This window comes from Streptomyces seoulensis, from assembly GCF_022846655.1.
Classification (GTDB): domain Bacteria; phylum Actinomycetota; class Actinomycetes; order Streptomycetales; family Streptomycetaceae; genus Streptomyces.
The window spans coordinates 1,861,115-1,880,946 of sequence record NZ_AP025667.1 but is presented as its reverse complement, the minus strand read 5'-3'; the positions used below and the strand labels follow the sequence as shown (position 1 = coordinate 1,880,946).

At 73.4% G+C, this 19,832-nt stretch carries 22 protein-coding genes; 10 read left to right on the top strand and 12 right to left on the bottom strand.

Features of this window, described 5'->3' with window-relative positions; all coding sequences use genetic code 11:
• Positions 1-23 precede the first annotated feature (23 nt).
• A complete protein-coding gene (locus HEK131_RS08620; protein ID WP_244334280.1) occupies positions 24-1,070 on the bottom strand; it encodes a zinc-dependent alcohol dehydrogenase family protein in 1,047 nt (348 codons plus the stop codon).
• A gap of 241 nt (positions 1,071-1,311) precedes the next feature.
• Here HEK131_RS08620 and HEK131_RS08615 point away from each other — a divergent pair, with 241 nt between their 5' ends.
• From HEK131_RS08615 to HEK131_RS08595, 5 genes are all read left to right on the top strand, one after another.
• Positions 1,312-2,298, top strand: coding sequence for a DEDDh family exonuclease (locus HEK131_RS08615; protein WP_244334279.1), 987 nt, complete (start codon positions 1,312-1,314; stop codon positions 2,296-2,298).
• Positions 2,299-2,378: 80 nt separating this feature from the next.
• Complete coding sequence (locus HEK131_RS08610; RefSeq protein ID WP_020939201.1) at positions 2,379-2,612, top strand: hypothetical protein; 234 nt, start codon at positions 2,379-2,381, stop codon at positions 2,610-2,612.
• 49 nt (positions 2,613-2,661) lie between these two features.
• A complete protein-coding gene (locus HEK131_RS08605; RefSeq protein ID WP_432215618.1) occupies positions 2,662-3,459 on the top strand; it encodes an SURF1 family cytochrome oxidase biogenesis protein in 798 nt (265 codons plus the stop codon).
• Between the two features lie 66 nt (positions 3,460-3,525).
• Positions 3,526-5,319 carry a glycoside hydrolase family 15 protein gene (locus HEK131_RS08600; RefSeq protein WP_217461528.1) on the top strand — a complete coding sequence of 598 codons (1,794 nt, stop codon included), beginning with the start codon at positions 3,526-3,528 and terminating at the stop codon, positions 5,317-5,319.
• A gap of 4 nt (positions 5,320-5,323) precedes the next feature.
• Positions 5,324-6,079 (top strand): SDR family oxidoreductase, encoded by a 756-nt coding sequence (locus HEK131_RS08595; protein WP_217461529.1) that lies wholly within the window; start codon positions 5,324-5,326, stop codon positions 6,077-6,079.
• Positions 6,080-6,103: 24 nt separating this feature from the next.
• Here the strand turns inward: HEK131_RS08595 and amaP are convergent, their stop codons facing one another.
• From amaP to HEK131_RS08570, 5 genes are all read right to left on the bottom strand, one after another.
• Entirely contained in the window at positions 6,104-6,685 is a 582-nt protein-coding gene (gene amaP, locus HEK131_RS08590) for an alkaline shock response membrane anchor protein AmaP (RefSeq protein ID WP_244334278.1), read from the bottom strand.
• 5 nt (positions 6,686-6,690) lie between these two features.
• Positions 6,691-7,341: a DUF6286 domain-containing protein gene (locus tag HEK131_RS08585; protein ID WP_244334277.1), complete on the bottom strand. Its 651-nt coding sequence runs from the start codon at positions 7,339-7,341 to the stop codon at positions 6,691-6,693.
• Positions 7,338-7,745, bottom strand: a complete 408-nt coding sequence (locus HEK131_RS08580) for a hypothetical protein (protein ID WP_244334276.1) — start codon at positions 7,743-7,745, stop codon at positions 7,338-7,340. Before HEK131_RS08580 ends, HEK131_RS08585 begins: the two co-directional genes overlap by 4 nt.
• Positions 7,746-7,750: 5 nt before the next feature.
• Positions 7,751-7,987 carry a hypothetical protein gene (locus HEK131_RS08575; RefSeq protein ID WP_217461533.1) on the bottom strand — a complete coding sequence of 79 codons (237 nt, stop codon included), beginning with the start codon at positions 7,985-7,987 and terminating at the stop codon, positions 7,751-7,753.
• 85 nt (positions 7,988-8,072) lie between these two features.
• Positions 8,073-8,546: an Asp23/Gls24 family envelope stress response protein gene (locus tag HEK131_RS08570; RefSeq protein ID WP_217461534.1), complete on the bottom strand. Its 474-nt coding sequence runs from the start codon at positions 8,544-8,546 to the stop codon at positions 8,073-8,075.
• Between the two features lie 87 nt (positions 8,547-8,633).
• On the opposite strand from HEK131_RS08570, the gene HEK131_RS08565 reads away from it, so the two are divergent.
• Positions 8,634-9,353: a nucleopolyhedrovirus P10 family protein gene (locus HEK131_RS08565; protein ID WP_244334275.1), complete on the top strand. Its 720-nt coding sequence runs from the start codon at positions 8,634-8,636 to the stop codon at positions 9,351-9,353.
• A gap of 11 nt (positions 9,354-9,364) precedes the next feature.
• Here the strand turns inward: HEK131_RS08565 and HEK131_RS08560 are convergent, their stop codons facing one another.
• From HEK131_RS08560 to HEK131_RS08550, 3 genes are all read right to left on the bottom strand, one after another.
• A complete protein-coding gene (locus HEK131_RS08560; RefSeq protein WP_244334274.1) occupies positions 9,365-10,168 on the bottom strand; it encodes an enoyl-CoA hydratase/isomerase family protein in 804 nt (267 codons plus the stop codon).
• 129 nt (positions 10,169-10,297) lie between these two features.
• Positions 10,298-10,519 carry a helix-turn-helix domain-containing protein gene (locus HEK131_RS08555; RefSeq protein ID WP_004002281.1) on the bottom strand — a complete coding sequence of 74 codons (222 nt, stop codon included), beginning with the start codon at positions 10,517-10,519 and terminating at the stop codon, positions 10,298-10,300.
• Between the two features lie 373 nt (positions 10,520-10,892).
• Positions 10,893-12,491 carry an ABC-F family ATP-binding cassette domain-containing protein gene (locus tag HEK131_RS08550; RefSeq protein ID WP_217461607.1) on the bottom strand — a complete coding sequence of 533 codons (1,599 nt, stop codon included), beginning with the start codon at positions 12,489-12,491 and terminating at the stop codon, positions 10,893-10,895.
• 217 nt (positions 12,492-12,708) lie between these two features.
• Here HEK131_RS08550 and ypfJ point away from each other — a divergent pair, with 217 nt between their 5' ends.
• Both ypfJ and HEK131_RS08540 read left to right on the top strand, forming a co-directional pair.
• The gene (ypfJ, locus tag HEK131_RS08545) at positions 12,709-13,599 is read left to right on the top strand and encodes a KPN_02809 family neutral zinc metallopeptidase (protein ID WP_244334273.1); all 891 of its coding nucleotides are present in this window, start codon (positions 12,709-12,711) and stop codon (positions 13,597-13,599) included.
• Positions 13,600-13,681: 82 nt separating this feature from the next.
• Positions 13,682-14,092, top strand: coding sequence for a VOC family protein (locus tag HEK131_RS08540; RefSeq protein ID WP_244334272.1), 411 nt, complete (start codon positions 13,682-13,684; stop codon positions 14,090-14,092).
• Between the two features lie 28 nt (positions 14,093-14,120).
• Here the strand turns inward: HEK131_RS08540 and HEK131_RS08535 are convergent, their stop codons facing one another.
• From HEK131_RS08535 to HEK131_RS08525, 3 genes are all read right to left on the bottom strand, one after another.
• Positions 14,121-15,524, bottom strand: a complete 1,404-nt coding sequence (locus tag HEK131_RS08535; protein WP_217461539.1) for a hypothetical protein — start codon at positions 15,522-15,524, stop codon at positions 14,121-14,123.
• Positions 15,525-15,646: 122 nt separating this feature from the next.
• The gene (locus HEK131_RS08530; protein WP_244334271.1) at positions 15,647-16,768 is read right to left on the bottom strand and encodes an alpha/beta hydrolase; all 1,122 of its coding nucleotides are present in this window, start codon (positions 16,766-16,768) and stop codon (positions 15,647-15,649) included.
• A 55-nt stretch (positions 16,769-16,823) separates the two neighbouring features.
• Positions 16,824-17,492, bottom strand: coding sequence for a class II aldolase/adducin family protein (locus HEK131_RS08525; RefSeq protein ID WP_244334270.1), 669 nt, complete (start codon positions 17,490-17,492; stop codon positions 16,824-16,826).
• Positions 17,493-17,669: 177 nt separating this feature from the next.
• Here HEK131_RS08525 and HEK131_RS08520 point away from each other — a divergent pair, with 177 nt between their 5' ends.
• The gene (locus HEK131_RS08520; RefSeq protein WP_217461542.1) at positions 17,670-18,425 is read left to right on the top strand and encodes a lysozyme; all 756 of its coding nucleotides are present in this window, start codon (positions 17,670-17,672) and stop codon (positions 18,423-18,425) included.
• A 141-nt stretch (positions 18,426-18,566) separates the two neighbouring features.
• Positions 18,567-19,823, top strand: a complete 1,257-nt coding sequence (locus HEK131_RS08515; protein ID WP_217461543.1) for an inorganic phosphate transporter — start codon at positions 18,567-18,569, stop codon at positions 19,821-19,823.
• The last annotated feature ends 9 nt before the right edge of the window (positions 19,824-19,832 follow it).

Below are 19,832 nucleotides of genomic sequence, written 5' to 3'. Positions count from 1 at the left end.
TCGGAGGGCATCGCGGTGCCGGCTCAGTTGTTGGTGACGAGCACCTTCAGGGCCGTGCGCTCGTCCATCGCCTTGTAGCCGGCCGGGACGCCCTCGATGTCCACGGTCATGTCGAACACCGGGGAAGGGTCGATGGTGCCGTCCAGGATGTCGGGCAGCAGCTCGGGGATGTAGGTGCGGACCGGGGCGACACCGCCGCGCAGCGCGATGTTGCGGTCGAACATGACGCTGAGGTCCAGACCGGTGCCGCTGCCGTGGGGCACGCCGACGAAGCCGATGGCGCCGCCGTCGCGGGTGATGTTGACGGCCGTGTTCATGGACTGCTCGGTGCCGACCGCCTCGACGACGGCGTGCGCGCCCTGGCCCCGGGTCAGCTCGCGGACGGCCGCGACGGCTTCCTCGCCACGCGCGGCGACCACGTCGGTGGCGCCGAAGCGGCGGGCGATGTCGGTGCGCGCCTCGTGGCGGCCGAGCGCGATGATCCGCTCGGCGCCGAGCCGCTTGGCGGCCAGCACCGCGCACAGGCCGACCGCGCCGTCACCGACGACGGCGACCGTGGCGCCGGGGCGGGCGCCCGCGCCGAGGGCGGCGTGGTGGCCGGTGCCGAGCACGTCGGACAGGGTGAGCAGGCCGGTGAGCAGGTGCTCGTCGGCGGCCGCCTCCTTGGGCAGCCGGACCAGGGTGCCGTCGGCGAACGGCACGCGCACGGCCTCGCCCTGGCCGCCGTCGTAGCCGACGGAGCCCCAGAAGCCGCCGTGCACGCAGGAGGTGGTCAGGCCCTCGCGGCAGTACTCGCAGGTGCCGTCGGACCACATGAACGGCGCGACGACGAGGTCCCCGCGCTGGAGGCTGCCGACGTCGGAGCCGGTCTCCTCCACGATGCCGAGGAACTCGTGCCCGATCCGCTGCCCCTGCTGCCGGGCCGCCTCGCCCCGGTAGGCCCACAGGTCGCTGCCGCAGATGCAGGCGCGCAGCACGCGGACGACGGCGTCGGTGGGGAGCTGCACGATCGGCTCGGGCACGTCCGCCACACGCATGTCGTACGGGGCGTGGATGGTGGTGGCGCGCATGGCGGAGGTCCTTCTCGTGCAGGGGGTGCGGGGTGCCCGGGGACGGCCCGGGCGCACCACACGGTACGCCGTGGCGGGGCCGGTTCGCCTACCGAGGGGGCCCGGACCAGCGGGGACGGACGCAACGGCGTTCCCCCGCACCGGCCTTGGGGACGTACACCCATACGAGGCCCGACCCGGTCGGTGGGTGCGAAGCCCTGGGCGGCCCGGTTGTCGGTCAGGACCCGTATCCTCATTGACCATGCTCGAAGACCCCGCGACCGCAGTGTCCTCGCCCACCCGGTGGCCGGCCGTGTATCCCAAGGGATACGCGGTCGTCGACGTGGAGACCACCGGCCTGGCCCGCGACGACCGGATCATCTCGGCGGCCGTGTACCGCCTGGACGCGCGCGGCGAGGTCGAGGACCACTGGTACACGCTGGTCAACCCCGAGCGCGATCCGGGCCCGGTGTGGATACACGGCCTGACGAGCGAGGTGCTCGAAGGCGCCCCGCTCTTCGCGGAGGTGGCGGAGGAGTTCGCGGCCCGGCTGGACGGCCGGGTGCTGGTGGCGCACAACGCGGTCTTCGACTGGCAGATGATCGCGCGGGAGTACGCGCGCGCCCGGCGTGAGCCGCCGGTGCGGCAGCGGCTGTGCACCATCGCGCTCTCCAAGGAGCTCAGGCTGCCGCTGCCCAACTTCAAGCTGGAGTCGCTGGCCGCGCACTTCGGGGTCGTGCAGCAGCGCGCGCACCACGCGCTGGACGACGCGCGGGTGCTGGCCGAGGCGTTCCGGCCGAGCCTGCGGGCCGCGGCGGCGGACGGGGTGCGGCTGCCGCTGCTGGAGTGCCGCCCGCTGACCGAGTGGGCGGACAGCCCGCGCATCGGCCGTCAGGCGACCGGCCCCTACGGCGGCGGACAGGGCGGCGGCTGGCGCCCGGCCCGCAAGCGGCCCGCCTGCCCGCACCCCAACCCCGGAAGGTACGAAGCGGGCAAACGCCTCAAGCAGGGCATGCGGGTGGCCTTTTCGGGCGACACCTCCACCGAGCGGGAGCTGCTGGAGGACCGGGCGACCGAGGCCGGGCTGCACGTGGCCTCCAGTCTGTCCCGGCTGACCAGCCTGCTGGTCACCAACGACCCCGACTCGGGCACCTCCAAGACGGCCAAGGCCCGCCAGTTCGGCACCCCGGTCATCGACGAGGCCGCGTTCGGGCAGTTGCTCCGCGACGTCGAGGACGCCGACGGGTGAGCCGTACGGACGGGTGATTCCCCGCGACTCGCGCCCGTGCCCGCTCGTCCGGCGACCGGGTACGGCTCACGCTGTGGCGCATGGCGAGATGCGAAGTTTGCGGCAATGACTACGGAATGACCTTCGAGGTCCACGCGCAGGGCGCGGTGCACGTCTTCGACTGCTTCTCCTGTGCCATCCATCGCATGGCCCCCATCTGCGAGCACTGCCGGGTGCAGATCATCGGGCAGGGCGTCGAGGTCGAGGGCCACTGGTACTGCGGCGCCCACTGCGCCCGCGCCGAGGGGAGGACGGGGGTGGTGGACCGGGTCTGACCCGGTACCCGCCCGAATGCGCCCCACGGCCCGGAGGTACCGTCGTGGGGTGCACCGCTACCGCTTCCTGCTCACCCGCCAGTGGGTGATCCTCAGCCTCGTCGTGATCGCGCTGATCCCGACGATGATCAGGCTCGGTATCTGGCAGCACCACCGGTACGAGGAACGCACCGCCCGCAACGACCTGGTGGCGCGGGCCCTCGACGCCACCCCGGTGCCCGTGGAACGGCTCGCCGCCCCCGGCCGCGCCGTCACCCACGCCGACAAGTACCGCACCGTCACCGCGACCGGCACCTTCGACACCGCCCACGAGGAGGTCGTCCGGCGCCGGACCAACGCCGACGGCGAGGTGGGCTTCCACGTCCTGACCCCGCTGAAGCTGACCGACGGCCGGGTGCTGCTGGTCAACCGGGGCTGGATCCCGGCGAACGGGGCGCAGACCGAGTACCCGAAGGTGCCCGCACCCCCGGCCGGGAAGGTCACGATCACCGGGCGGCTGAAGGCCGACGAGACCACCGCGGCGAGCGGCATCAAGCGGATCGCGGGCCTGCCGGACCGGCAGATCATGCTGATCAACAGCGCGGAGCAGGCCCGGCGCCTGGGCGCCCAGGTGCTCGGCGGCTATGTCGAGCAGACCGCGCCGGAGGCGAAGGGCGCGACGCCGGAGCAGATCTCCAGCCCCGGCAAGGAGGACGCCCCGCTGAACTACGCCTACATGATCCAGTGGTGGCTGTTCGCCGCCGCCGTGCCGGTCGGCTGGTGGTTCCTGGTCCGGCGCGAGCTGCGCGACCGGGCGGCGGCCGCGGAGCAGGAAGGCCGGCCGGAGGCGGAACCCGCCACCGTGTGAGCCGGCCGTCACTCCCCCGGCGCACCACCTGATTGGCCGTCACGCCCACCGGGGAATCGCCAACCCGTGAACCCGCGCATCGAGGACTACGCCGTCATCGGCGACGAGCAGACCGCGGCCCTGGTCGGCCGGGACGGCTCGATCGACTGGCTCTGCCTGCCCCGCTTCGACTCCGGCGCCTGCTTCGCCCGGCTGCTCGGCGACGAGGACAACGGCTACTGGCGGATCGCGCCGAAGGGCGCGGGCGCCTGCACCCGGCGCGCCTACCGGCCCGACACCCTCGTCCTGGACACCGAGTGGGACACCCCCGAGGGCACGCTGCGCGTGACCGACCTGATGCCGCAGCGCGAGAAGGTCCCGGACGTCGTACGCATCGTGGAGGGCGTCAGCGGGCGGGTCACCGTGCGCAGCACGCTGCGGCTGCGCTTCGACCACGGGTCCATCGTGCCGTGGATGCGCCGCTCCGACGGGCACCGGGTGGCCGTCGCGGGGCCGGACTCCACCTGGCTGCGCTCCGAGCCGCACGTCCGCACCTGGGGCGAGGACCTCGGCACCCACTCGGAGTTCACCCTGGCCGAGGGCGAGCGGGTGGCGTTCGTGCTCACCTGGCACCCCTCGCACCAGCCGCGCCCCCGCCTGATCGATCCGTACAAGGCGCTCAGCACCAGCGTCCGGGACTGGCGGCGCTGGAGCGGCCGCTGCCGCTACGACGGGCCGTACCGGGACACCGTGGTCCGCTCGCTGATCACCCTGAAGGCGCTCACCTACCGGCCCACCGGCGGGATCGTCGCCGCGGCCACCACCTCGCTGCCGGAGAAGCTGGGCGGGGTGCGCAACTGGGACTACCGCTACTGCTGGCTGCGCGACTCCACCCTCACCCTGAACGTGCTGCTCGCCGCCGGCTACCACGAGGAGGCCGAGGCATGGCGCGACTGGCTGCTCCGGGCGGTCGCGGGCAGCCCGGAGGACCTCCAGATCATGTACGGCGTCGGGGGCGAGCGGCGGCTGCCGGAGACCGAGCTGCCCTGGCTCGCCGGGTTCGCGGGCTCGGCCCCGGTCCGCATCGGCAACAGCGCGGTGGACCAGCTCCAGTTGGACGTGTACGGCGAGGTGATGGACTCCCTGTGGCTCGCCCGGCGGTCCGGGCTGTCGGCGCGGCCGCACATGTGGGCCCTGCAGTGCGCGCTGATCGACTTCCTCCAGGAGCAGTGGCGGCAGCCGGACGAGGGGCTGTGGGAGGTGCGCGGCGGGCGCCGGCAGTTCACCCACTCCAAGGTCATGGCGTGGGTGGCCGTGGACCGCGCCGTACGCACGCTGGAGGAGCACCCGGAGCTGGAGGGCGACCTGTCCGGCTGGCGGGCGCTGCGCGACGAGATCCACGAGGAGGTGTGCGCCAAGGGCTACGACCCCGCGCGGAACACCTTCACCCAGTACTACGGCTCGCGCGAGCTGGACGCGGCACTGCTGCTGATCCCGCGCGTGGGCTTCCTGCCCCCGGACGACCCACGGGTGATCGGCACGGTCGACGCGGTCCGCGCCGACCTGGACGACCGGGGCTTCGTGCGCCGCTACGACACCGAGGACCCCGAGGGCCCGGTGGTCGACGGGCTGCCCGAGGGCGAGGGCTCCTTCCTCGCCTGCTCCTTCTGGCTGGCAGACGCCCTGCACCTGACCGGCCGCACCGAGGAGGCACGCGCGCTGTTCGAGCGGCTGGCCGGCCTGGTCAACGACGTGGGCCTGCTGGCCGAGGAGTACGACCCGGAGGCCGGCTGCCAGCTCGGCAACTTCCCGCAGGCGTTCAGCCACATCGCGCTGGTGAACACCGCCCTCACACTGTTCGGCACCGAGGAGGCAGGATAGGAGCATGGATCTTGGACTGAAGGACCGGGTGTACATCGTCACCGGCGCATCGCGGGGCCTGGGCAACGCCGCCGCGCGGCAACTGGTCGCGGACGGGGCGAAGGTGGTCGTCACCGGCCGGGACGAGCAGCGGGTGGCCGAGGCCGCCGCCGAACTGGGCCCCGACGCGGTGGGCGTGGCACTCGGCAACGCCGAGGCGGACGCCCCGGAGCGGCTGATCGCGGTGGCCCGCGAGCGCTTCGGGCGGTTCGACGGCATCCTCATCAGCGTCGGCGGCCCGCCGCCCGGCTTCGTCGCGGACAACACCGACGAGCAGTGGCGGGACGCGTTCGAGTCGGTGTTCCTGGGCGCGGTGCGCCTGGCCCGCGCGGCGGCGGCCGAGCTGGAGCCGGGCGGTGTCATCGGGTTCGTGCTGTCGGGTTCGGTGCACGAGCCCATCGCGGGGCTGACCGTCTCCAACGGGCTGCGGCCGGGCCTGGCCGGGTTCGCCAAGTCGCTCTCCGACGAGCTGGGCCCGCGCGGCATCCGCGTCGTCGGCCTGCTCCCGGCCCGTATCGACACCGACCGGGTGCGCGAGCTGGACGGCATGTCCGCCGACCCGGTGGCCACCAGGGCGGCCAACGAGTCCCGCATCCCCTTGCGCCGCTACGGCACCCCGGACGAGTTCGGCAGGGCCGCCGCGTTCCTGCTGTCCCCGGCCGCGTCCTATCTGACGGGCGTCATGCTTCCGGTGGACGGCGGCATGCGGCACGGCTTCTGAGAGCACGCGCCGCCCGGCCGGCCGTCAGCTCACCCGCTCCGCCCGGTGCTTGACCTTCTTGAGCCGCACCTCGGTGGGCAGCGACTCCAGGCCCGTCGAGTCACGGGCCGCGGTCAGCGGGTGGGTGGTGAAGTCGGCCAGGGTGGCGGCCGGGGACGCGTCGGGCTCCAGGCGGAGCCCGGCGCGCAGCGTCGGGGACGTGCGGCGGCCGGCCAGTCGGGCGTCCGCGTGGGCCACGCCCGGCCGGCGGCCCGCGTCGTCCGCGAGCGCGGACCGCAGCGCTCCGCCGCGCACCAGCGCGCCGGAGCCGTCACCGGTGTCGATCAGGATCTCGGACAGACGGCGCCTGCGCAGCACCGACACCAGCCACCACAGGCCGATCAGCAGCAGGACGGCCAGCAGCGCGATCAGCGCGGGCCACCACCAGTCCTGGTCCCGCCAAGTTGTGCGCTCGGCCCGGCTGAGCAGCACGTCGCGCGGGCCGGAGTGCGGCCACCAGGAGGGCGACGGCGCGCCCAGGCCCACGGCCAGCACCGACCCGCCGAGCACGAACAGCACGAGTCCGGCGAGGGCCAGCAGGACCCGGTTGACGACTCCTGAACGCATGCCCCTCATCCCTTCTTCCCGGGTCCCCGGAGCCGTACCGACAGCTTGGGCCGCCGGGCCATGCCCAGGTCGGTCACCGCGCCGGCCAGGGCCGCGTCCAGGTCGGTGCGCACCTCGGCGGGGTCGCGGAAGTGCGAGATCACCCGGACGTCCGCCCGGCGGCGGCGCATCCGCACCCGTGCCTCCCGCACCCCGGAGACCTCCACGGCCCGGTCGCGCAGCACCTGGGCGGCGGCGTCGCGGGTGAGCGCGGCGCGTACGTCGGGCCGCGGGCGGAGCATGGGCAGCAACTGGCGCAGGCCGGGTGTGAGGGCGAGCAGGATCAGCCAGAGGCCGACTGCGGTGACGAACGCGGCGCCCGCCAGCACCGGGATGTAGTCGAGAGGGTGTTCGGCCAGTTGGCGGGCCAGTTCGCGGCGCCAGTACATCGCGGGCTGCCCGGTGCGGACGGCCACGACGTCGTACAGCAGCAGGCCGGCACCGCCCAGCAGGAGCAGGGCGACGATGGCCGAGGGGACGCGGCGCGCCGACCAGAAGCGGCCGCTGCTCCGGGCGGACGGGGGCGGGGCCGTCGGTTCCACCGGCTGCGGGAGGTGCTTGCCGGTGTCGACCACGGGCATCGGCCGGGTGGCGTCCGGCGGCCGGGACTCGCTCATACCGTCCTCCCGCGGTGCTCACCGGGCAGGCGCAGCCGCTCGACCTCGACGACCACCTCCGGCACCTCCATGTTCGCCAGCGTGCCCACCCGCTCGATGACCCGGCGGCGTACGGCGGCGCAGTGGGGGCCGATGTCACCCGGATAGCCGAGTTCGAGGGCGACACGCACCCGGGCCGTGCCGAAAGGGACGTTGTCGGCGGGGCCGGTGCCGCGCGCCTTGGCCCGTACGGACACCGTGGCGCGCGGGGCGGCGACGTCCGGGGGCAGCGGGGCGAGCGCCTCGCGCGCCGCGCGTCCCGCGATCTTGGCGACGACACGGTCCGCGACCCTGGTGGCCCCGCGCCGGCCCGGCGCTTCGCGGTGCGGGACCGCCGGCGGCGCCGCGCCGGTGTCCGTGCTCATCGCGGTCACCGGCGCCAGTCGCGCCGGTCGCCGCCGGTGCGGAACCGGTCGTCACGGGTGCGGGGGCGGTCGTCACGGCGGTGGAAGAAGTCGCCCAGTTCCAGATCGCCGTCCACGAAACGACCGGCGAAGAATCCGACGGCCCCCAGGGCCGCCACCAGCACGAAGGCTCCGAACCCGCCGTAGAACCCGGCGAAGCCCAGCGCCATTCCGGCGATCATGCCGACTGCTGCCATGCTCATCTCTGCAGCGCTCCTTCAAGCGAGTGAGCCCGCCCGGCCGGCTTGACCCAGCCGGTCCGGCCTACTTCTCCGAGTACCCCGTGACTCACTGGATACGGGGCTGCTCGGGCTCCTCTTCCTCCTCCTCGTCGGGGAGGTGGACGTCGCTGACCGCGATGTTGACCTCGACGACCTCGAGGCTGGTCATGCGCTCCACGGCGGCGATCACGTTCTCCCGCACCGCGTGGGACACGTCGCCGATCGGGAAGCCGTACTCCACGACGATCTCCAGGTCGAGCGCGGTCTGCACCTCGCCGACCTCGGCCTTCACACCGCGGGTCACGGCCTTGGAGCCACCGGGCACCCGGTCGCGCATGGCGCCGATGGTGCGGGAGAGGCCGCTGCCCATGGCGTAGACGCCGACCACGTCGCGTGCGGCCGTTCCGGCGATCTTCTCCACGACTCCGTCAGCGATCGTGGTGCGTCCTCTGGTGGCCGGGTCGCCGCCACCGCGCCGGGTCTGCTTGCGGGCCGAGACCTGCGCCTCGTAGTCGTCGTCCTGATTCGTCAGTTCGCTCATCGCTCACAGCCCCTCTCGGTAGTCCTTCTCCGACCACCGTAAGCACGGTTGCGTGGTTGCGCGCCGTGGATACGGCAGGCTGGAGGAATGACGGCGGACTGGACACAAGCGGTACGGCAGCGACTGGCGCCCGGCAGACTGCTGCCGCTCGGCGGCAGCCGGGACGGCGCGTGGATGACGGAGCGGGCCGCGGCCGCGGTGCTGGCCGAGGCGGCCGAGGCTCAGGTGCCGGGGGCGCGGTTGAGCGCGCTGCGGATCGGCCTCGCCGATTCCGAGGACGTGCGCGAGCCGGTGGTGCCGGCGCCGCCGAGCGCGCTGCCGCCCGGCCCTCTCCGGGTGACGGCGGAGGTCGCGGCCACCGCGGCCCTGCCGCTGCCGGACACGGCGGCCCTGCTGCGGGCCGCGCTCACGGCGGCGGCCGACCGGCTGGGGCTCATGGTGACGGAGGTGGACCTGCGGGTGACGGATCTGCTGGACCCGTCGGCCGAACGGCCCCCCGCCCACCCGGCGCCGCGGGCACCGGACGCCGAGCGGTCCACGGACCCCGACGAGGCACTGGTCGCCGCCGCGGTGCTCACGGTCGCCGGAGTGGCCCGGCTGACCTCGGGGCTGAGCGGCCGGGGCCAGGCGGTACGCGTCGAGCAGCGCGCGACCGGGGCGGCGCTGCCGCACCGGCACGTGTACGTGGAGCTGACCACGGACCCCGCCCACCGGGCCGTCGAGGTGGCCCAGCGGGTGCGCGCGGCGGTGCGGGAGACGCTGGAGGACCGCCCGACGGTGGCGGTCCTGGTGACCGGCGTGGAGTGACGCGGCGTGACTCAGTCGCCGATGCCCGCGAGGTCCCGCAGGCGGCGGGTCTGGGCGGCGCGTTCGGCGGTGCGCTGCTCGTCGAAGGAACGGCCGGTGGCGCCGCGCAGCAGGGCCTTGGTCTCCACCACGGCGTCGCGCGGCGCGGCCAGCACGGCGGAGGCCAGGTCGGCGGCCGCGCCGTCGAGTTCGGCGGCGGGCACGGCGACGCTGGCGAGGCCGGAGACGACCGCCTCCTCGGCGTGCACGAAGCGGCCGGTCACACAGATCTCCAGCGCGCGGGCATAGCCGACGAGGCCCACCAGCGGATGGGTGCCGGTGAGGTCGGGGACCAGGCCGAGGCTGGTCTCGCGCATGGCGAACTGCACGTCGTCGGCGACGACGCGCAGGTCACAGGCGAGGGCGAGCTGGAATCCGGCGCCGATGGCGTGTCCCTGCACGGCGGCGATGGACACGATGTCGTTGCGCCGCCACCAGGTGAACGCCTCCTGGTACGCGGAGATGGTCGCGTCGATCCCGGCGTCGTCACGGCGCGCGAGATCGATGAAGGTCGGCTCGCCCTCGATCCCCTCCGGGGTGAACATCTGGCGGTCCAGCCCGGCGGAGAAGGACTTGCCCTCGCCGCGCAGCACGACGACCCGGACGGAGCCCGGCAGCGCCTGGCCCGCCTCGGCCAGCGCCCGCCACAGAGCGGGGCTCTGCGCGTTGCGCTTGGCCGGGTTGGTCAGGGTCACCGTGGCGAGCGCGTCGTCCACGGTGAGCCGTACGCCGTCCTTGTCGAGTACAGGAGCGAGGTCCTGGTCGAACGAAGCCATGGGGCGCCTCCGGTGGGTGCGGTCATCGCGCGATGCCGTACGGCACCGCGAAGTGACTGCACAGTAACCACCCGGACGATCACGGGACCGACCGGGTGGCCACCATCGACGCCGATGGGCCGCCCGGAGTCAGGACGACGCGGCCTTCTTGCCCCGCGTCGCACCGCCACGCCCACGGAGCGTGACGCCCGACTCGCTGAGCATCCGGTGCACGAAGCCATACGAGCGACCGGTCTCCTCGGCCAGCGCTCGGATGCTCGCACCGGAGTCGTACTTCTTCTTCAGGTCTGCCGCGAGCTTGTCGCGCGCGGCGCCGGTTACCCGGCTGCCCTTCTTCAGAGTCTCGGCCACCCGTGCCTCCTCATGGGAAGTGCGCTCTGGTCTTCTCATGATCACCCCTCAGCGTCGGGTTGGCCACCCATTCGGCAAGGTCCGTGAGACGAGGTTGTGACGACAGGAGCGGGTCCCCACATACGGAATCGGCCATTCCGAAGCCGTGTGCGCGTACCGCCGAACGGGTGGATTCGGGAAGTCGCAGGTCAGAGACGCGCGACGGCCGGCCCCCCGGTACCGCTCGGGTACAGGGGAACCGGCCACGAAATCCGTGTATGACACACCTCGGTATGAGGAGATCTCACTCAGATGATGGATCACCGCTGGGCCGAATGATCCGGTCGGGATGGATCACCGGGCCTCGCCGGGGCGCGAGAGGGCCCGTACGAGGTCAGGCGAGCGCGACCAGATCGGCGTAGTCGGAGCCCCACAGGTCCTCCACGCCGTCCGGGAGCAGGATGATCCGCTCCGGCTGGAGCGCCTCGACGGCGCCCTCGTCGTGGGTGACCAGGACGACCGCGCCCTTGTAGGTGCGCAGCGCGCCGAGGATCTCCTCGCGGCTGGCGGGGTCGAGGTTGTTGGTGGGCTCGTCCAGCAGCAGCACGTTGGCCGAGGAGACGACCAGGGTGGCCAGCGCCAGACGGGTCTTCTCGCCGCCGGAGAGGACACCGGCGGGCTTGTCGACGTCGTCGCCGGAGAACAGGAACGAGCCGAGCGTCTTGCGGACCTCGACCAGGTCCAGGTCCGGGGCGGCCGAGCGCATGTTCTCCAGGACCGTGCGCTCGGGGTCCAGGGTCTCGTGCTCCTGGGCGTAGTAGCCGAGCTTGAGGCCGTGGCCGGGGACGACCTCGCCGGTGTCGGGCTGCTCGGCACCGCCGAGCAGGCGCAGCAGGGTGGTCTTGCCGGCGCCGTTGAGGCCGAGGATGACGACGCGGGAGCCCTTGTCGATGGCCAGGTCGACGTCGGTGAAGATCTCCAGCGAGCCGTACGACTTCGACAGGCCCTCGGCCATCAGCGGGGTCTTGCCGCAGGGCGCGGGCTCCGGGAAGCGGAGCTTGGCGACCTTGTCGGACTGGCGGACCGCCTCCAGTCCGGCGAGCAGCTTGTCGGCGCGCTTGGCCATGTTCTGCGCGGCGACCGTCTTGGTGGCCTTGGCGCGCATCTTGTCGGCCTGCGAGTTCAGCGCGGCGGCCTTCTTCTCCGCGTTCTGCCGCTCGCGCTTGCGGCGCTTCTCGTCGGCCTCGCGCTGCTGCTGGTAGAGCTTCCAGCCCATGTTGTAGACGTCGATCTGGGCGCGGTTGGCGTCCAGGTAGAACACCTTGTTGACGACCGTCTCGACCAGGTCGACATCGTGGGAGATCACGATGAAGCCGCCGCGGTAGGTCCTCAGGTAGTCCCGGAGCCAGACGATCGAGTCGGCGTCGAGGTGGTTGGTCGGCTCGTCGAGCAGCAGGGTGTCGGCGTCCGAGAAGAGGATGCGGGCCAGCTCGATACGGCGGCGCTGACCACCGGAGAGGGTGTGCAGCGGCTGGCCGAGCGCGCGGTCGGGCAGGTTGAGGGCGGCGGCGATGGTCGCGGCCTCGGCCTCGGCGGAGTACCCGCCCTTGGTGAGGAACTCCGTCTCCTGGCGCTCGTACTGCCGCATGGCCTTGTCGCGGGTGGCGCCGGAGCCGTTGGCGATCCGCTGCTCGTTCTCGCGCATCTTGCGGATCAGCACGTCGAGGCCGCGGGCGGAGAGGATGCGGTCGCGGCCGAGGACGTCGAGGTCGCCGGTGCGGGGGTCCTGCGGGAGATAGCCGACCTCGCCGGAGCGGGTGATGGTGCCGGCGGCCGGGATGCCGTCACCGGCGAGGCACTTGGTGAGGGTGGTCTTGCCTGCGCCGTTGCGGCCGACGAGGCCGATGCGGTCGCCCTTGGCGACACGGAAGGTGGCGTTCTCGATGAGGACGCGCGCACCGGCGCGCAGCTCGATACCGGAGGCGGAGATCACGGACATACTCCTGGGCGTGCGTGGTTGACGGATGGGCGGCTGTCGAGGGCGTTCCCGCCGTCTAATGCGCGAGGAGAATGGCCATGGGGCCAGTCTAACGGGGGCGGGCAAGCCCTTTTCCTGCGTCGGGTGGCGGCGTGCGGGGCGTCACGGGGTAAGGATGGCGCCAGGGCTGCGGGCGACAGGCGTGGCGGCACGGACCGAGGGTGGTGGGCGTGTGCAGTTCGACGACGACGCGGATCTGGACACCTCCGAGGTGCAGGACGTGCGCGGGAGCAGGGTGCCGGGCGGCCGGGCGACGATCGGCGGCGGTGTCGTCGGGCTGATCGGGCTGCTGCTGGCGCTGTTCCTGGGTGTCGGCCCGGACCAGCTCGGCCTCTCCGAGGGCGGGGACGGTGCCGCGGCCCAGCCCTCGACGCTGGGCGAAGTCCAGCGGGACTGCCGGACCGGCCGGGACGCGAACGCCAGGGACGACTGCCGGGCGGTCGCGGTGGTCAACAGCGTGCAGGACTACTGGTCGCAGGAGTTCCGGCAGCGCGGACAGCGGTACACCCCCGCGCAGACGGTCTTCTTCAGCGGGCAGATCCGCACCGCCTGCGGGGCGGCGACGGCGGCCGTGGGGCCGTTCTACTGCCCCGGCGACCAGAAGGTCTATCTGGACCTGGGCTTCTTCGACGAGCTGCGCACGAAGTTCGGGGCGAGCGGCGGGCCGTTCGCGCAGGCGTACGTGATCGCGCACGAGTACGGCCACCATGTGCAGGACCTGATGGGCACGCTGGACCGCAGCCAGGACGGGATGACCGGCACCGACAGCAACTCGGTGCGCGTCGAGCTCCAGGCGGACTGCTACGCCGGGGTGTGGGCGCACCACGCGACGACGACGCCGGACGAGTCGACGGGACGGCCGCTGATCACCAGCCTGACCCCGGCGGACATCAAGGACGGGCTGAGCGCGGCGGCCGCCGTGGGCGACGACCGCATCCAGGAGCAGTTCCAGGGGCGCGTGACGCCGGAGACCTGGACCCACGGCTCCTCGCTCCAGCGCCAGCAGTGGTTCGACCAGGGCTACCGGACGGGCGATCCGGACCGGTGCGACACCTTCGGCTGAGGCGTTGTCGGTGGCGGGTGCCAGACTGACCGGACCAAGTGGTGCGAATCACCACGGAACCGCTCACGAGGGAGTGATCGGCATGGCGGACACGAGTGGGCGCCCGAGTGTGTACCCGACGCTGCTGTACGCGGACGCGCCGGCGGCCATCGCGCAGCTCACCCAGGCGCTGGGCTTCACCGAGCTGGCGGTGTACGAGTCGGAGGACGGCACGGTGCTGCACGCCGAGCTGACCCAGGGGAACGGCGCGGTGATGCTGGGTTCCAAGGGCCGTGGCGGCGCCTTCGACGAGGCGATGGGGAGCGCGGGCCCGACGGGGGTGTACGTGGTCGTGGACGACGTGGACGCCCATCATCGCCGGGCGGTGGAGCACGGGGTGGAGATCCTGATGCCCCCGACGGACCAGGACTACGGCTCGCGGGACTACATGGCGCGGGACGCCGAGGGCAACATCTGGAGCTTCGGGACGTACGCCCCCGCGATGACTCCCTGAGCGGCGGGGGCGCTGCGGCGGGCCGCTCTCAGCCGCCGGTGTGCACCTGGAAGGCTGCGCGGCGTACGGCCTTGGCCAGGGCGGGGTCGGGGTGGGCGGCGGCGAGCGCGACCAGGACCTGCACGGTGCGCGGGTGGCCGACGGCCCGGACCTCGTCCAGCAGGGCGGGGACGGTGGGCTGCACCGCCGCCTCCAGGTGCCGGACCAGCATGTCGCTCTCGCCGTGGTCGGAGACGGCGGCGGCGGTGTCGACCCAGAGCCAGGTGGCTTCCTCGCGGGTGAGGACCTCGTGGGCGTCCTCCGGGTCGATGCCGTCGTACTCGGCCAGCCAGAGCAGGGCGTAGGGCCGCAGCGCGGGCTCGGCGACGACGGCGCGGACGTCGTGCTCGGCCGGGGCGCCGACCACGCGCAGCGCCTCGAAGGCGAGGCCGCGCAGCAGGGCGTCGTCGCCACGGGCGGCGGCCAGGAGCTGGCCGACGGCGCCGCCGACCGTGCGGGCGGCGAGCCAGGCGCGGTACTCGGCGCGGGCCGCGTTGGGGCGGAGCTGGGCGCAGCCGCGGAGCATGTCCTCGGCGGACTGCTCGATGTTGCCGGCGGGGCTCTGCGCGGCGACGCAGATCTGCTCCAGCTTGACCCAGACCGCCCAGTTGCCGAGCGGGGTGAGGGTGGCCTGGCCGTCGCCGTGGGTGAGGGCGCCGACGGCCGCGAGCGCTTCGACGGCCCAGTCGAGGAGGGGGGCGAGGGGGACGTCCGGGGCGGGGGCGGCGAGGCGGGGGGCCTCCACGGCGCCGGGGGCGTAGGTGATCTCGCAGCGCTCGGTGCGCAGTTCGGTGACCCGCTGCTGGAGCAGGTCGAGCAACTGCTCGGCGGGGACGGGCCCGGCGGAGAGCTGGAGGAAGGAGAGGACCTGGGGCATGGCCGAGACGACTTCGGCGACGGTGGCCGGTTCCTGCCCCCGGGGTTCCGGGCAGGCCAGCGACCAGGCGTCGAAGAGGGCGACCCAGCCGCGCAGTACGGCGCTGTCGTCGCGGTCCCAGGCGCGCAGGCGCCAGCCGGGGCGCGCGCTGTCGCCGTGCACCTCGACGAGTCCGGAGAGCCGGGCGGTGTCCCAGTCGGCGCGGATCTGCGCGGTGGTGAGACCGAGGTCGGCCGCGGCGCGCTCGGCGGTCGCGTCGGAGAGGGTGGCCTTGCCGTCCGCGGTGGCGCCGTCGCCACCGGGACCGAGGGCGTGGTCGGCCCACCGGGCCACGCGGACCGCCCCGGCGAGGACGGTACGGGCCAATCTCGCCAGTTCGGCGGGGGCCGGTGTCCCCTCGGGCGGCCGGGGCGCGGCGCGGCGCGTGCGCCGCTGGTTCACAGCTCTGGGGGCGGCGGCCAGGGGTCGCGGTCGGACGAGTCGAAGCCTGGAGTCGCGCGGGATACGGGACGTCACGGGTGCAGTCTTCCGGTTGACGGTCCGAAAACCCAAACGGGATGTCACAGCGGGCGACACAGAGGGCCAAGGCAGCAGTCCCGTGGCACGGCCGGGGGGACCGGATCAAGCCATCTCCGGCCCTACAGCAGGGGGGTCAGGAATCGGCGGAGGAGGTCTTCGTAGGCCGTGGGGCTCGCGTTCCACATGGCGGCGTGGGGAGCCCTGGGGACGGGGTGGAGGGAGACGAGGCCGGGCTGGCGGGCGGCCAGGCGGCGGGAGTCCGACCAGGGGGCGATCTCGTCGTCGGGGCCGTGGATGATCAGGGTGGGGACCTCGAGGGGTTCCACGCCGACGGCCTGGCGGGCGGTGCGCATGCCGGCGCGGCCCTGGGCTGCGCGTACCGCGAGGGGCAGCAGCGGGCCGGGGACGTGGCGGGCGTGGGCCAGGGCGCGCAGGGTGGACTCCCAGCCGAGGACGGGCGAGTCGAGGATCAGCCCGGCGACACGGTCCCGTACGGAGGAGCGTTCGGCGGCGCGCAGGGCCATGGTGGCGCCGGTGGACCAGCCGAGGAGGACGACCCGGTGGGCGCCGTAGCGGACGGCGTAGCGGATCGCGGCTTCCACGTCCCGCCACTCGGTCTCGCCGAGGTGGCTGAGGCCGTCCGGGGAGCGGGGGGCGCCGAGGTCGCCGCGGTAGGCGAGGGCGAGCACGGGCAGCCCGAGCGCGTGCAGTATCCCCATGACGTTGAGGGTCTGCTCGCGGGTGGCGCCCAGACCGTGCACGGCGATGACCCAGGTGTCCCGCTGTCCGGGCACGAACCACGCGGGCAGCGCGCCGAGTTCGCCGGGCACGTCGATGTCGGCGTGCTCAAGACCGAGGGCGGAGCCGGGGTCCCCCACGTACGCGTTGGGGGTGAGCCAGGCGGAGTCGCCGGGGGCGAAGGTTCCGTGGGTGACGCGTTCGAGGGCGCGTACGACGGTGTCGGCGCTCTGCTCGGCGCCCTCCAGGACCGGTCCGACCACGGCGTGGGAGCCGTTGCCCGCGAGGCCGTAGACGCCGGGGCGGCGGGAGGCGAGGTCGCGGGTGAGGGTGATCCGGCCGCCCTCCACGGCGTGCACGGTGAGCCGGGGTTCGGTGGGCAGCGGGCGGCCGGGCGGCAGCTTCAGCGCGGCACCGCTGGCCAGCCTGCCGACGGCCACGGACGCGGCACCGGCGGCCAGCACGGCACCGATCGCGGCGGCGACTACGTGGACTTTGCGCACGGCTCCAGTGTCGGGGGGCCGGGCGGTACCGGCCAGCGGAGCGCCCCCGCCGGGCTCAGCCCCGCTGCCCGTACCCCCGCAGCCGCTCCCCCGCCTCGGCCAGCTCCGCCTCGCTCAGCAGGGCCGGGGTCAGGCCCGGCACGGAGGAGGCCGTGAGCCACAGGCGGCACATCCACTCGAGCTGGGCGGTGCGGTCGTAGGCGGCGGTCAGGGTGTCGCCGTAGGTGATCGTGCCGTGGTTGCGCAGGAGGCAGCCGGAGCGGTCCTCCAGGGCGCGGAGCATGTGCGCGGCCAGCTCGGGGGTGCCGTAGGCGGCGTAGGGGGCCACTCGTACGGGGCCGCCGAGCGCGCAGGTCATGTAGTGGACGGGGGGCAGCTCGGTGACGAGGGTGGAGACGGCCGTGGCGTGCACGGCGTGGGTGTGCACGACCGCGCGGGCATCGGTGGTGCGGTACACCGCGAGGTGCATGGGCAGTTCGCTGGTCGGCACCAGCGTGCCCAGCACCTGGCGGCCGGAGAGGTCGACGGCGGTGACGTCGTCGGGGGTGAGCCGGTCGTAGGGCACGCCCGAGGGGGTGACCAGGACCGTGTCGCCCACGCGCGCCGAGACGTTGCCGGAGGTGCCGACGACCAGCCCGTCGGCGACGGTCCGCCGGGCCGTGGCCACCAGTTCCGCCCAGGCCCGCGCCTCGTCGCCGTCCGCGTCCCGCCGCTGTTCCGCCATGCGGCGATCCTGCCAGCCGGCGGCCGGGCGCGAGTCGGCTTCCAGGTCACCCCCGCGACTCCGAACGAGCGAAACCAGCGGGAAACGCAGCAAATAGTCACACTTCTCGCGATCCCCCGTCATTGACTGATCCCTCTTGCTTGCTGGACGCCGTTTCACCGCCACTCGGGGGACCGCATGGCCCGTGACCGCTCATCAACCCGTCGCCGCGCGGGCGTCCTCGCGGCGGCCCTCTCGGCACTCGCCCTCACCGGCGCCCACGCCCCGCCCACCGAGGCGTCCGGACCGCGTCCGGGCCTGCCCAGGGGGCACGACGTGTCCTCCCACCAGAAGCGCGTCGACTGGCCCTCGGCCCGCGCCGAGGGCGCCCGGTTCGCGTACGTCAAGGCGACCGAGTCCACGACCTACCGCAACCCCTACTTCACCGGCCAGTACGACGGCGCGCGCCGGGCCGGACTGATCCGCGGCGCCTACCACTTCGCCCTCCCCGACCGCTCCTCCGGCGCCGCACAGGCCGCGTACTTCGTCCGGCACGGCGGCGACTGGCGGGCGGACGGCAGGACGCTGCCGCCCGCGCTCGACATCGAGTACAACCCGTACGACAAGCACCACAAGTGCTACGGGCTGAGCCGCAAGCGGATGGTCCGCTGGGTCAGGTCCTTCAGCGACGAGGTCCGCCGGGAGACCGGCCGCCGCCCGGTCATCTACACCACCACCAACTGGTGGACCGCCTGCACCGGCAACAGCCGCGCCTTCTCCGCCGACCACGCCCTGTGGATCGCCAGCCACGGTTCCGCCGACCCCGGCAGACTGCCCGGCGGCTGGCGGTACTGGACCTTCTGGCAGTACGACACCAAGGGCCGGCTGCCGGGTGACCAGGATCTCTTCGACGGCTCCTCCGCGCGGCTGCGGGCCTTCGCCCGCGGGCGCTGAACGGGCCCTGGAGACGGGCCTGGCGACCCTGGAATCCGGGCCGCCGCTTCCGACACCGTGGCGCCCGGCCCAGTTCACCTTCCGTTCACCCAGGTTGCCTACGTTCATCCCGCCAACGACTTCGAACGATTGCCTGGGTAAATGGAAAGCTTGTCGCTGATCCTCGCGATTGTGGTGGTAACCGCACTCGCGTTCGATTTCACGAACGGTTTCCACGACACTGCCAACGCGATGGCCACGACCATCTCGACCGGTGCACTCAAGCCCAAGGTCGCGGTGGCCATGTCCGCCGCACTCAACCTGGTGGGCGCTTTTCTCTCGGTGGAGGTCGCCAACACGATCTCCAAGGGTCTCGTCGACGAGACCGGCATCCGTCCCGAGGTCATCTTCGCCGCCCTGACCGGCGCGATCCTCTGGAACCTGCTGACCTGGCTGGTGGGCCTGCCCTCCAGCTCCTCGCACGCCCTGATGGGCGGCCTCGTCGGTGCCACCGTCGCCTCGGCGGGCTTCGGCGCCGTCCACGGTGACGTGCTGGTCACCAAGGTGCTGCTCCCCGCGGTCGCCGCGCCGCTCGTGGCGGGCCTCGCCACGATGCTCGCCACCCGCCTCTCCTACCGCATCGGCCGCGACGACGACAGCGACGCCACCCGCAAGGGCTACCGCGCGGGCCAGATCGCCTCGGCCGGTCTGGTCTCCCTGGCGCACGGCACCAACGACGCGCAGAAGACGATGGGCATCATCACCCTCGCGCTGATCGCGGGCGGTGCGCTGGCCCCCGGCTCCAACCCTCCCACCTGGGTGATCCTCTCCGCCGGCCTGGCCATCGCGCTCGGCACCTACATCGGCGGCTGGCGCATCATCCGCACCATGGGCAAGGGCCTGACCGACCTGGAGCCCCGTCAGGGCTTCGCCGCGCAGACCAGTGCCGCGACCGCGATCCTGGCCTCCTCGCACCTCGGCTTCTCCCTCTCCACCACCCACGTCGTCTCCGGCTCGGTGATGGGCGCGGGCCTCGGCCGCAAGGGCGGTGTGGTCCGCTGGTCCACCGCGACCCGGATGTTCGTCGCCTGGGCGCTCACCCTGCCGGCCGCCGCGCTGGTCGGCGCGGGCGCCGAGGCCGTGACCGGCCTGGGCGACTGGGGCACGGCGCTCGTCGCCGCCTTCCTGATCGGCTGCAGCTTCGCCATCTGGAAGATCTCCCGCCGCCAGGTCATCGACCACACCAACGTCACGACCGAGGAATACGTCGAGCCGGCCGGCGTGGTGACCACCGCGATGGCCATGGTGACGCCGCCCCCGGCGGGCACCGTCACGGACGACCTGACGGCCACCATCCCGGCCGCCTCCACCGAGCACACGCCCACCCACGCCACCACCGCCCCGCCCGCCGCGGTCTGACCACCCGGC

Excerpts from the sequence above, each read along its gene's own strand:
- HEK131_RS08620 (WP_244334280.1), bottom strand. The coding sequence starts at position 1,070 with ATGCGCGCCACCACCATCCACGCCCCGTACGACATGCGTGTGGCGGAC.
- HEK131_RS08615 (WP_244334279.1), top strand. The coding sequence starts at position 1,312 with ATGCTCGAAGACCCCGCGACCGCAGTGTCCTCGCCCACCCGGTGGCCG.
- HEK131_RS08610 (WP_020939201.1), top strand. The coding sequence starts at position 2,379 with ATGGCGAGATGCGAAGTTTGCGGCAATGACTACGGAATGACCTTCGAG.
- HEK131_RS08595 (WP_217461529.1), top strand. The coding sequence starts at position 5,324 with ATGGATCTTGGACTGAAGGACCGGGTGTACATCGTCACCGGCGCATCG.
- amaP (WP_244334278.1), bottom strand. The coding sequence starts at position 6,685 with ATGCGTTCAGGAGTCGTCAACCGGGTCCTGCTGGCCCTCGCCGGACTC.
- HEK131_RS08585 (WP_244334277.1), bottom strand. The coding sequence starts at position 7,341 with ATGAGCGAGTCCCGGCCGCCGGACGCCACCCGGCCGATGCCCGTGGTC.
- HEK131_RS08580 (WP_244334276.1), bottom strand. The coding sequence starts at position 7,745 with ATGAGCACGGACACCGGCGCGGCGCCGCCGGCGGTCCCGCACCGCGAA.
- HEK131_RS08575 (WP_217461533.1), bottom strand. The coding sequence starts at position 7,987 with ATGAGCATGGCAGCAGTCGGCATGATCGCCGGAATGGCGCTGGGCTTC.
- HEK131_RS08570 (WP_217461534.1), bottom strand. The coding sequence starts at position 8,546 with ATGAGCGAACTGACGAATCAGGACGACGACTACGAGGCGCAGGTCTCG.
- HEK131_RS08565 (WP_244334275.1), top strand. The coding sequence starts at position 8,634 with ATGACGGCGGACTGGACACAAGCGGTACGGCAGCGACTGGCGCCCGGC.
- HEK131_RS08560 (WP_244334274.1), bottom strand. The coding sequence starts at position 10,168 with ATGGCTTCGTTCGACCAGGACCTCGCTCCTGTACTCGACAAGGACGGC.
- HEK131_RS08540 (WP_244334272.1), top strand. The coding sequence starts at position 13,682 with ATGGCGGACACGAGTGGGCGCCCGAGTGTGTACCCGACGCTGCTGTAC.
- HEK131_RS08525 (WP_244334270.1), bottom strand. The coding sequence starts at position 17,492 with ATGGCGGAACAGCGGCGGGACGCGGACGGCGACGAGGCGCGGGCCTGG.
- HEK131_RS08520 (WP_217461542.1), top strand. The coding sequence starts at position 17,670 with ATGGCCCGTGACCGCTCATCAACCCGTCGCCGCGCGGGCGTCCTCGCG.
- HEK131_RS08515 (WP_217461543.1), top strand. The coding sequence starts at position 18,567 with ATGGAAAGCTTGTCGCTGATCCTCGCGATTGTGGTGGTAACCGCACTC.